Origin of the sequence: Pseudoxanthobacter sp., assembly GCF_036822375.1 — a bacterium.
Lineage (GTDB): Bacteria > Pseudomonadota > Alphaproteobacteria > Rhizobiales > Segnochrobactraceae > Pseudoxanthobacter.
Genome location: NZ_DAISHT010000100.1, coordinates 1,636 through 12,479 on the forward strand (window position 1 = coordinate 1,636; position 10,844 = coordinate 12,479).

The 10,844-nt window shown below is 68.3% G+C and carries 10 protein-coding genes; 9 read left to right on the forward strand and 1 reads right to left on the reverse strand.

The window, feature by feature from the left end; translation table 11 throughout:
• From V7067_RS10740 to V7067_RS10780, 9 genes are all read left to right on the forward strand, one after another.
• Positions 1-742: GntR family transcriptional regulator (locus tag V7067_RS10740; RefSeq protein WP_334175897.1), on the forward strand; the 742-nt coding region annotated here is incomplete at its 5' end.
• A 222-nt stretch (positions 743-964) separates the two neighbouring features.
• Positions 965-2,059 carry an extracellular solute-binding protein gene (locus V7067_RS10745; RefSeq protein WP_334175898.1) on the forward strand — a complete coding sequence of 365 codons (1,095 nt, stop codon included), beginning with the start codon at positions 965-967 and terminating at the stop codon, positions 2,057-2,059.
• 77 nt (positions 2,060-2,136) lie between these two features.
• The gene (locus V7067_RS10750) at positions 2,137-3,351 is read left to right on the forward strand and encodes a mandelate racemase/muconate lactonizing enzyme family protein (protein ID WP_334175899.1); all 1,215 of its coding nucleotides are present in this window, start codon (positions 2,137-2,139) and stop codon (positions 3,349-3,351) included.
• Between the two features lie 3 nt (positions 3,352-3,354).
• Positions 3,355-4,434, forward strand: a complete 1,080-nt coding sequence (locus V7067_RS10755) for an ABC transporter ATP-binding protein (protein ID WP_334175900.1) — start codon at positions 3,355-3,357, stop codon at positions 4,432-4,434.
• The gene (locus V7067_RS10760) at positions 4,431-5,342 is read left to right on the forward strand and encodes an ABC transporter permease (RefSeq protein WP_334175901.1); all 912 of its coding nucleotides are present in this window, start codon (positions 4,431-4,433) and stop codon (positions 5,340-5,342) included. The genes V7067_RS10755 and V7067_RS10760 overlap by 4 nt, the downstream gene beginning before the upstream one ends.
• Positions 5,343-5,345: 3 nt before the next feature.
• Positions 5,346-6,152, forward strand: a complete 807-nt coding sequence (locus V7067_RS10765; protein ID WP_334175902.1) for an ABC transporter permease — start codon at positions 5,346-5,348, stop codon at positions 6,150-6,152.
• Positions 6,149-6,955, forward strand: a complete 807-nt coding sequence (locus tag V7067_RS10770; RefSeq protein ID WP_334175903.1) for an SDR family oxidoreductase — start codon at positions 6,149-6,151, stop codon at positions 6,953-6,955. Before V7067_RS10765 ends, V7067_RS10770 begins: the two co-directional genes overlap by 4 nt.
• Before the next feature lie 106 nt (positions 6,956-7,061).
• Positions 7,062-8,216, forward strand: a complete 1,155-nt coding sequence (locus V7067_RS10775; protein ID WP_334175904.1) for a mandelate racemase/muconate lactonizing enzyme family protein — start codon at positions 7,062-7,064, stop codon at positions 8,214-8,216.
• Positions 8,217-8,380: 164 nt separating this feature from the next.
• On the forward strand, positions 8,381-9,637 hold the full coding sequence (locus V7067_RS10780; RefSeq protein WP_334175905.1) for an MFS transporter: 1,257 nt from the start codon (positions 8,381-8,383) through the stop codon (positions 9,635-9,637).
• 123 nt (positions 9,638-9,760) lie between these two features.
• Here V7067_RS10780 and V7067_RS10785 read toward each other — a convergent pair.
• Positions 9,761-10,844, reverse strand: a 1,084-nt coding sequence (locus tag V7067_RS10785) for a pyruvate kinase (RefSeq protein WP_334175906.1), incomplete at its 5' end; no start/stop codon positions are given.

Below are 10,844 nucleotides of genomic sequence, written 5' to 3' on the forward strand. Positions count from 1 at the left end.
GGGCAGGGTCATGCATCTGGCGGAGGGAGCGAGCGGGGGCGGTGGTGTTGCGGTGGCCGATCCGCTGGCGCCGGTGGCCACCATTGCCTCGCTGGCCGATGTGGTGGCCGACCGCATCGTCGATGCCATTGCCGCCCGCCGGCTCGTCTCCGGCCAGCGGCTGATCGAGACGGAACTGGCCGAGGCGCTGAACGTCAGCCGCGTGCCGGTGCGCGAGGCGATGCGCATTCTGGCCAGTCAGGGCATCATCGTGCCCGCCGCCCGGCGTGGCATGCAGGTGGCCACCTTCGATGCCGCGTGGGCAACGCAGCTGCACAACGCCCGCGTCGCCATCGAGCGGCTGTGTGCGCGCATCGTGGCCGACAAGCTGGCCGCCGACCCCTCTCTGGCCGCCGTTTTCGAGGCGCGCATTGCCGATATCGTGGCTGCGGCCGGCAACGAGCAGGACCGCTGGCTCGGCATCAACCGCGCCGACCTTGCCTTTCACAACACCATGTTCACGGTCGCCGGCAGCCCGCTGCTGATGACGTTGTGGACGGCCATCTCGCGGCACGTTCTCATCATGTTTTCGATCGAGACCTACCGCGACGTGAATTTCACCCGCGTGACCGAGGAGCACCGCGTTTACCTGCAGGTGCTGACGGACGGCACGCAGGCCGAACTCGATGCGGAAATAGATCGTCACGTTGCCGGGCTGCGGACCTTTGCGACCGACAGCGCCGGCGGCAATCCGCACGCCTGATCCCGGCCCCCTGACATCCGGGCCGGGTCGCCACCGGACCAGTCCGGCCGGGCTTTCTGCCCGGTCGCGCCGGTCCGCCTGCCGCCCGACGATATCGTCCGCCTTCCGCTTGCATGCGGGGTGCGGGGAACGCCGGCGGTCGCCTGATGTCCAGAACCGGCGCACGATCCGGCCGTGGCTTTCACGGGCGGCAGGACGCATGCGCCTGAGGGGAGAGCCACCATGACCGACGTGCACACGCGCGGCGCGGCTGCTGCCGCCTGCGAACCCGCCTCTGCGTCCGGATCGTCCGTGACCCGGCGCACCGCTCTTGCCGTGGGGCTGGCAGGCCTTGCGATGCCCTTTCTGGCCCGCCGCGGCCTGGCCGCCACGCCGGACCTGCGGGTGCTGACGTGGGAGGGCTATGCCGAGCCGGAGTGGGTGAAGCCCTTCGAGGAGAAATACGGCGCCCGCGTCAGCGTGGTCTATACCGGCTCGGTGGACGAAATGTTCGCCAAGATGCAGGGCAGCCGGGGCGCCGATTTCGATGTCGTCGCTTTCGATACGTCCAGCTTCAGGCGCTATATCGACGGCGGGCTGATCCGGCCGCTCGACATGGCCAAAATCCCCAACGCCGCCAGACTGTCGCCGGCGTTCCGCCATGTGCCGAGCATCATGCGCGACGGCAAGACCTATGGCGTGCCGTTCGCGTGGGGCTCTCTGCCGCTCGTCTATAACAAGGCCGACTTCGCCGCCACGCCCGAAAGCTGGGAGGTGATGTGGGACCCCGCCAATGCCCAGCGGCTGATTTCGCTGGACGATGCCAACAACAACATCACGCTCGCCGCGATGGTGCTGGGCATCAAGACGCCGTTCGATCTGAGCGACGAGCAGTTCGCGGCCGTCAAGGCCAAGCTCATTGCGCAGAAGCCGCTGCTTCTCACCTACTATGCCGGCTTTGACGAGGGCGTGAGCATTTTCGCGCAGTCGAACATCAAGGCGATGTTCTCCATGGGCGAGCCGCAGGTGGCCGGCCTCAGGGCCAAGGGCGTCGATGCGGCCTTCACCATCCCGAAGGAAGGCGCCATCGGCTGGCTGGACTGCTGGACCGTTTCGGCCGGCGCCCGCGACCCGGATCTCGCCTTCGCCTGGCTCAATGCCTGCCTCGATCCCAAGGTCGGCGCCTTCCTCTCCGACAAGAAGAGCTACGGCAACACCACCGACGAACAGGCCAACGTGCGCAACGGCTTCACCTATGCCGACAAGCTGACGTTCCTTGAGACGCCGGAGAATTTCGAGAAGCGCGTGGCGATCTGGAACGAGGTCAAGGCCGCCTGACGACGGGCGCGCGCCAACTGTCACACCGGGCGGCGCGGGCTCTGCGCCGCCCTGCCTTTCACCATGGATGCCCTGTCATGAAGACCGTTTCTCCGGTGCTGGATCATGCGCCGCCCGCCCTCACCATCACCGGCATCACCTGCCACGTGCTGCTCGCGCCCGATTACGACCCCGGCTTCACGTCGTCCGCGCAGGACAGCTGCGTGGTGCTGATCGAAACCGATGGCGGCGTTACCGGCGTGGGCGAGTGCGATGTCAATCCGTGGATGGCGAAGGCGGCCATCGAGGCGCCCGGCACCCACACCATGGGGCTTTCCATCCGCGATCTGCTGATCGGCGCCAATCCGTTCGAGATCGGGGCGATCTGGCAGAAGATCTACACCCACACCGCTATGAACGGGCGGCGCGGCGTGGTCATCCACGCGCTGAGCGCGGTGGAAATGGCGCTGTGGGATCTGTGCGGCAAGGCGGTCGGCAAGCCGGTGCATGCCCTGCTCGGCGGCGCCACGCGGGATTTCATCACACCCTATGCCTCGCTGCAGCCGGCGGGGTCGAGCTTCGAGGCCTATCGCGATGCGCTGGTGGAATCGGCGCTGAAGGCCAGGGCGCTGGGGTTCCGCGCGGTGAAGAGCGAAGTCACCATGAACGGTCCCTATGCCCACGACGGCATGTGCGAGAGCTATGACCGCCACACCGAGGTGGTGGCCGCCGTGCGCAAGGCCATCGGCCCCGACATGACGCTGATGGTGGACGTGCAATATCTGTTCGAGGACGCGAAGACCTGCCTCGACGTGGTGCGCGACTGGGCGGAGTTCGACCTGTTCTTCCTTGAAACGCCGATCTGGTCCGACAATGTGGAGGAGATGGCGAAGCTCTCGGCTGAGGCGCCGATGAAGATCGCCTGCGGCGAGTGGCTGGCCACGCGCTTCGAGTTCCGCGAGCTGATGGATATCGGCAAGGTTCATGTCGCCCAGCCCGATGTCGGCCGTGTCGGCGGCATCGGCGAGGCGAAGATCGTGTGCGACATGGCGGCCGAGCGCGGCATGCCCATCGTGCCCCACTGCTGGAAGACCGGCATTTCCATTTCCGCCACGGCCCATCTCGCCTTCGTCACCAGCCACTGCGCCTTCGTCGAATATCTGCCGCCGCAGTTGTGTGTGGAGCGGCTGCGCCGCGAACTGGCGCAGGAGGAACTGACGCTGCGGCCGGACGGCACCATTCCGCTGCCGGTCCGGCCGGGCCTTGGCGTCGAACTCGATTTCGATGCGCTGCGGCGCTACACGGTGGCCTGAGCGATGGGGCTGGTGCTGGATGCCGTCTCCAAGTCCTACGGCTCCGTCGCGGTGCTGCGGCCGGTGTCGCTGGAGATTGCAGACGGCGAGTTTCTCACCCTGCTGGGGCCGTCCGGCTCGGGCAAGACGACGCTGCTGCGGCTCATCGGCGGCTTCACGCAGCCGGGCGGCGGGCGCATCCTGTTCGACGGGCAGGACCTGACGAAGGTGCCCACCAACCGGCGCCCGTTCAACACGGTGTTTCAGGACTACGCCCTCTTTCCCCACATGAGCGTGGCGGACAATGTCGGCTACGGGCTGATGATCCGGGGGCGGCCGAAGAAAGAGATCGCCGCCATCGTGGCGGAGGCTCTGGAAACCGTGGGCCTCGGCCATCTGCCGGGGCGCTATCCGGCCGCGCTGTCCGGCGGCCAGCGCCAGCGGGTGGCGCTGGCGCGCGCCATCGTCTGCGCGCCGCGGCTGATCCTGCTCGACGAGCCGCTGTCGGCGCTGGACGCCGGGCTGCGCCAGCAGATGCAGGTGTTCCTGAAGGATCTGCAGCGCCGCATCGGCACCACCTTCCTGTTCGTCACCCACGATCAGGACGAGGCCATTGCCCTTTCCGACCGCATCGTGGTGATGGAGGCCGGCGGTATCGAGCAGGTCGGCACGCCGAAGCAGATCTATTATGCCCCGCAGACCCCGTTCGTCGCCCGCTTTTTCGGCGACAACAACCATCTGCCGGCCATCGTCACCGCCGGCGGCGCGCTGGAAACGCCGCTGTTCACGACTGCGCTGCCGGCCGGCATCGCGCCCGGCGCACGCGCGCTGTCGCTCGCCATCCGCCCGGAGCGCATCAGCCTGACGCCGCTTGAGGGGGCGGTGGCCATCGCGGCTGCCGTGGAGAGCGTGCGTTTTGCCGGCCCGGTCAGCCATATCGGGCTGAAGACGGCGGCGGGCCTTCCGCTCATCGTCAAGCAGACCAGCGTTTCCGGTCTTGAGGCGCTGGGCGAGGGGGTGGCCGTGACGGCCTTCATCCGCCCGGACGATATGGCGGGCGTTGAGGCGCCGGCGGGTGCTGCGGCCGGGAAGGCGCGGCCATGAGCGACATGACCCCGCCTGTTGCTGCCGGCGCCACCGCAGCCGCGCGCGCGGCCGCGGAGAGCGGCGGTTTCGGCCGTCCGGCGCGGCTTGGCCTGTTCGCGCTGGTGGCGGCCGGGCCGGTGCTGCTCGTCGTGCTGCCGGTGGCGAGCTTCTTCGTGCTGTCGTTCTGGCGGGTGCAGAACGGCGCGATCACGCCGGATGCGACGCTTGCCAACTATGGCGCGTTCTTCTCCAGCCCGGCCTACTGGCGCACCTTTCTGATGACGCTGCTGCTGGCGGCGGAGGTGACGGCCATCGGCATCGCGATCGGCTATCCGGTGGCCTATTTCATCTGGCGGCGGCGGGGGCGGCTGCGCACCTTCCTGCTGCTGCTGTTCGTGCTGCCGCTGTTCATGAGCTACATCGTGAAGATCTACACGATGCGCTCGATCCTCGGCCTCAGCGGGCTGCTCAATCAGGTGCTGGTGGCGTCCGGCCTGCTGGAGGCGCCGAGCCTGCTGTTTCTCTATAACCGCACGGCGATCCTGATCACCATGGCGGTGATCTTCCTGCCGTTCGTTATCCTGCCCGTGTACCTGTCGCTGGAGCGCATTCCCGCCAGCCTGCTGGCCGCCTCCGCCGACCTCGGCGCCGGGGTCGCCACCACGTTTCGCCATGTGGTGCTGCCGCTGTCGCTGCCGGGCACGGTTGCCGGGGCGCTGTTCGCCTTCGTGCTGGCGCTGGGCGATTTCGTGACGCCGCAGATGGTGGGCGGGCCTTCCGGCTTCACCTTCGGGCGGGTGATCTGGTCGCAGTTCGGGCTTGCCTTCAACTGGCCGTTCGGCGCCGCGCTGGGGGTGATCCTGTTCGTGGTCGCGCTCGCCGTCATCATCGCCGGCGGCTGGGCAGCCGGCCGGCAGAGGGTGTGAGCCATGCTGAAATCGCCTGCCGAACGCCTGACCGACCTGCTGCTTGCCGTGCTGGCGGCGGTAACGCTGACCGTGCTCTATGCGCCGGTTCTGATCTCTGCCCTGTTCTCCGTCGTGCCTTACGATCAGGCGGGCCTGCACTGGCAGGCGGCGGGCTTCGACTGGTATCGCGCCCTGCCGGGCAACGCCTCGGTCATGGCGGCGGTGCGGGCCAGCGCCCTCGTCGGGGTGCTGTCGGTTGCCGCCGCGACGGTGCTGGCCGTGGTCATGGCGCTCTATGTGGAATGGCAGGGGGCCATCGGCCGCCGCTTCATCGAGATCGTGGTGTACCTGCCCTTTCTCATGCCGCCCATCGTCACCGGCCTGTCGCTGCTGATCTTTCTGGACCGGCTCGGCCTGTCGCGCGGGCTGGCCACGGTGGTTATCGGCCACACCGCGCTGGTGCTGGCGGTGCTTTACCGGCTGGTGCTGACGCGGCTGAGGGCGCTGCCGAAATCTCTGGTGGAGGCCTCTGCCGATCTCGGCGCCACGCGGCTGCAGACCTTTCGTCATGTGGTGTGGCCGCAATTGCGCTCGGCCGTGGCCACCGGCGCGCTGCTGGCGCTGACCGTGTCGTTCGACGAAACCCTCGTCACCGTCTTTCTGGCCGGCGATGCCACCACCCTGCCGCTGCGGCTGTGGGGCATGATGCGCGTCGGCTTCACCCCCGAAATCAACGCCCTTGTCACTGTCGTGCTGGCGGCTTCCATCGGCCTTGCGGTGGTTGTCGCCCTGCGCCTGAAGCCGGACAGCCGTGGAGAAGATCAATGACGACCGGAACGCAGAGCCCCATGCCCGCCGCCCGCCGGCTTGAAGGCCGGGTGGCGGTTGTCACCGGTGCGGCGCGCGGCATCGGCCGCGGCATCGCCGCGCGGCTGGCGGCCGAGGGCGCCCATGTGGTGGTGGCCGATATCGATGCGGCCGGTGCCGCGCAGGTGGCCGCCGGACTTGGCGGCGGCGCGCTGGCCGTGCGTGTGGATATCGCCGATGCCGCATCCGTCGCCGCCCTTGCGGCGGCGGTGGAGGCGCGGTTCGGGCGCTGCGAGATCCTCGTCAACAATGCCGCCATTCTCGATGCCCTCAGCGTCGATGCCATGACCTTCGAGACCTATCGCCGGGTGATCGACATCAATCAGGATGGCGCCATCCGCGTCACGCTGGCGCTGCTGCCGCTGGTCCGCCGGGGCGGGCAGGGGCGGCGCATCCTCAACATCGCGTCCATTCAGGGCATGCGCGGCGCCCGCGACAGCCTCGCCTATGCCACCGCCAAGGGCGCGATCGTCAATTTCACACGCTCGCTCGCCTGCGATCTGGCCGACGACGGCATCGTCGTCAACGCGCTGGCGCCGGGCTTCATCGACACCGATATGGCGCAGTTGCCCGACGGTTCCGGGCACGAGCACGAGACCGACTGGTTCCGCGATATCTATCTGAAATATGGCCGCATTCCGCTGCGGCGCGCCGGTCTGCCGGACGATATCGCCGGCCCCGCCTTCTTCCTGTGCAGCGACGATGCCCGCTATGTCACGGGCCAGATCCTGCTGGTGGACGGCGGCGTTTCCGCCACGTTCTGACGTCGTCCCGCGATCTGCCTCAAGACGATCTGCCTGAAAACCAGTTCCATCTGAACACCGCGCGAGGGCCGCCGTCCGGCGGCCGGTGCCGGGCCGGGGTGCCTCCATGCCGTCGAAGCTGACTATCCGTTCCATCCGTTCCGTGCCGCTGGCCGGCGAAAGCCCCAAAGGGGGCTGGTCGGCCGAGATCGCGCCGGAGGATTCCATCCATGCCCTCATCGCGGTGCACACCGAGGAGGGCATCACCGGCCACGGCTCGGTGTTCACCGATGCCCGGCTGGTGGCGGCGGCGCTGAAGGTGCTGGAGCCGCTGTGGCAGGGCGAGAACGCGCTTGAGCCGGAGCGGGTGAGCGAGAAGCTGCACCAGAACACCTTCTGGATGGGCCGCGGCGGCTCGCTGACCCACACCATCAGCGGCATCGATATCGCGCTGTGGGACATTCTCGGGCAGGCGACGGGCCAGCCCGTCGGCCGCCTGCTGGGCGGCATCCACACCCGGCAGGTGATGCCCTACTGCTCGCTGCTGATGGAGGAGCCCGCGCAGATGGGCGCCGTGATGGCCGCCTACCGCGCCCGCGGCTTCCGCGCCTTCAAGATCGGCTGGGGGCCGTTCGGCCGGCGTGACGACCGGCGGCACGACGAAGCCATCGTGCGGGCGGCGCGCGAGGCCATCGGCCCGGATTGCAAACTGTTCGTCGATGCCGGCGCCAGCGATGCCTTCTGGCCTAACGGGCTGAAATGGGCGCTGAACACCGCCGAAATGCTGAAGGACTACGATGTCGGCTGGTTCGAGGAGGCCCTCGTGCCCGATGCCCTCGACGATTTCTGCGCCCTGCGCGCGGCAAGCCCGGTGCCGGTTGCCGGTGGCGAGGTGCTGACGCGGCGCCAGTCGTTCCTGCCGTTCCTGTCGCGCCGGGCGTTCGACATCGTGCAGCCCGATGCCACAAAGGTCGGCGGCCTCAGCGAGCAGCGCCGCATCGCATGGATGGCGCAGGATTTCGGCGTGCGCTATGTCGGCCACGGCTGGAACACGGCGCTGGGCGTGGCGGCCGACCTGCAGCTGGCCTCGGCGCTGCCCAATGTCGGTCTGGTGGAGTTCATCGGCGGCAGCGCCTATGTCGACGGCCTGCTGGCGGAACCCTTCCGCCTCGATGACGAGGGCCGGCTGACGGTGCCCGACGGGCCGGGGCTGGGGGTGACGCTCGATCCCGACAAGGTCGGCCGCTACACCCCGGATGCCGCGCCGCTGTTCCGTCCCTGAGCGGCGGCGCGGCGAAACCGTGCAGAGAGCACATTTTTTCGCTTGCCAAGCCATGGCTGCCGGCGGCAAGGATGCGCACGTACAATAACGAGAGGATGCCGGCGCCGCCGGCCGCGGCCGCGGTGCCGCGGGCCGGCCTGCGCACGGCTTCCGGGCGAGTGACGATGCGGGACGCAGCCCTGAGTGATGCCGGCGGCGCCGTGGCCAATGTCGATGCGCAGAACGAGCGCGCGGCCGAGGGCACGGTGTTCGCCATTCTGTTCGCCATCAGCTTCTGCCACATGCTCAACGACATGATGCAGTCGCTGCTGTCTTCGCTTTATCCCATCTTCAAGCAAAGCTACGGGCTGGATTTCGGCCAGATCGGGCTGATCACCTTTGCGTTCCAGATGACGGCCTCGCTGCTGCAGCCGGCCATCGGCCTGTTTGCGGACAAGAAGCCGATGCCGTTTTCGCTGGCGGCGGGCATGGGCTCCACGCTCATCGGCCTTCTGCTGATCTCGCAGGCCACGAGCTTTCATTCCATCCTGCTCGGGGCCTGCCTCATCGGCTTTGGTTCGGCGGTGTTCCACCCGGAATCCTCGCGGGTGGCGCGCATGGCGGCCGGTCGTCAGCCGGGGCTCGCGCAGGCGGTGTTTCAGGTCGGCGGCAATTTCGGCACCGCCATCGGGCCGCTGCTGGCCGCCTTCATCGTGGTGCCGCGCGGGCAGGGCAGCGTGGCGTGGTTCTCGCTCGCCGCCATGGTTGCCATCATCGTGCTGTCGATCGTCGGCCGCTGGTATCGCCACCACGGCCTCAACCGCATGAAGGCTTATCGCCGGCGCGGTGCCGCGCACGAGCCGCTGCCGCATCGCGTGGTGGTGATGTCGATCTGCGTGCTGGTGCTGCTGGTGTTCTCCAAGTTCATCTACATGGCGAGCCTTTCCAGCTACTACACGTTCTATCTCATCGACCGGTTCCATGTGTCGGTGGAGGAATCGCAGATCTACCTGTTCATCTTCCTCGGCGCGGTGGCGGCGGGCACGGTGATCGGCGGGCCGATCGGCGATCGCATCGGCCGCAAGCGGGTAATCTGGTTTTCCATTCTCGGCGTGCTGCCGTTCTCGCTGGCGCTGCCCTATGCCAGCCTGTTCTGGACGGCGGTGCTGTCGGTGGTGATCGGCTTCATTCTCGCCTCGGCCTTCTCCGCCATCATCGTGTTCGCGCAGGAGCTGGTGCCGGGCAAGGTGGGCATGATCGCCGGCCTGTTCTTCGGCCTGTCGTTCGGCCTTGGCGGCATCGGCGCGGCGGCGCTGGGCCAGCTGGCCGACCACACCTCCATCGAGTTCGTCTATGGCCTGTGCGCGTGGCTGCCGGCCATCGGCATTCTCACCGTGCTGCTGCCGAACATCGAGGGCACGCGGGCAAAGGCGAAGGCCTGAGGCCGCGGCCCCGCTTTTGCCGCCCGTGGCCTTTGCCGAAAAGCCGCGCACAGAAAAAAGGCCGGTCCTGTTGCCGCAGGACCGGCCTTTTCTGTGTCCGTCAGGCCCGTGGCGGGCGCGCGCTCACCAGCTCCGCAGCGCCCTGAGCTGGGCCGTCTTCTTGAAGGCGTGCTCGTCCATTCGCGCCAGCAGGTGATCGAGCAGGCCGACGGCGGTGGTCACCGCCGGACCCTTGTTCAGCATCACGCATTCGGCGCGGCTGGCCATGGCGGCATCGGTCATCTCGCCGCGGCTCGGCACGCCGTCCTTCACCAGATCTTCCAGCACCTGGGTGGCCCAGATCGCCGGCACGGAGGCCGCCTCGCACAGCCACAGGATTTCCTCCTGCATTTCTGCCAGACGCTCGAAGCCGATCTCGGCGGCCAGGTCGCCGCGGGCGATCATCACGCCGAACGGACGGCTGCCGCTGGCGCGGGCCATCAGGGCGGGCAGGTTGGTCACGGCCTCCGGGCGCTCGATCTTGGCCACGAGGCCCAGCGGGCGTTCGCGCGCGCCCTGACGCGAGAGCGCGGCATCCAGCAGGTCGATGTCGTCGGCATGGCTGACGAAGGAATAGCCGATGAGGTCGGCCAGACTGATCACCGCCGCCAGATCGGTTTCGTCCTTGGCGGTCAGCGGCGAAAGGCCCAGCGCCGTGTCGGGCAGGTTGATGCCCTTTTCCGGCTTCAGTTTCGTGCCGCCGGCCTTCGCCGCGGTCACCACGATCATCGCTTCGCCGCCGGCCGCGCTTTCAACGATGCCTTCCAGCTTGCCGTCGTCATAGCGCAGCCGGTCGCCGGGGCGCAGGCGGGTCACCATTTCCGGCAGCGACACGGCGGCGGAGAAACGCGCCTTCTCGCAGGTGCGCGGTGCGCCGGTGGCTACCAGCCGCAGACGGTCGCCGGGCTTCAGCTTCTCCTTCTTCGGTGCCTCGACGGCCTCGGTGCGGATCTTCGGGCCGGCAATGTCCATCAGCACGGCAATGGAACGGCCGGCAGCCTCGGCGGCGGCGCGCACGTTGGCGGCCATTGCGGCCCACGCATCGGCATTGTCGTGGGCACAGTTGATGCGCGCGATATCCATGCCCTTGCCGGCCAGTGCCGCGACGAAGCCGGCATCGGTGGCGGCCTCCGACGGCAGCGTGACCATGATGCGGGTGCGCCGGCCC

Bases quoted from the DNA above. Each gene is read 5' to 3' on its own strand.
- V7067_RS10745 (WP_334175898.1), top strand. From the start codon at position 965: ATGACCGACGTGCACACGCGCGGCGCGGCTGCTGCCGCCTGCGAACCC.
- V7067_RS10750 (WP_334175899.1), top strand. From the start codon at position 2,137: ATGAAGACCGTTTCTCCGGTGCTGGATCATGCGCCGCCCGCCCTCACC.
- V7067_RS10755 (WP_334175900.1), top strand. From the start codon at position 3,355: ATGGGGCTGGTGCTGGATGCCGTCTCCAAGTCCTACGGCTCCGTCGCG.
- V7067_RS10760 (WP_334175901.1), top strand. From the start codon at position 4,431: ATGAGCGACATGACCCCGCCTGTTGCTGCCGGCGCCACCGCAGCCGCG.
- V7067_RS10765 (WP_334175902.1), top strand. From the start codon at position 5,346: ATGCTGAAATCGCCTGCCGAACGCCTGACCGACCTGCTGCTTGCCGTG.
- V7067_RS10770 (WP_334175903.1), top strand. From the start codon at position 6,149: ATGACGACCGGAACGCAGAGCCCCATGCCCGCCGCCCGCCGGCTTGAA.
- V7067_RS10775 (WP_334175904.1), top strand. From the start codon at position 7,062: ATGCCGTCGAAGCTGACTATCCGTTCCATCCGTTCCGTGCCGCTGGCC.
- V7067_RS10780 (WP_334175905.1), top strand. From the start codon at position 8,381: ATGCGGGACGCAGCCCTGAGTGATGCCGGCGGCGCCGTGGCCAATGTC.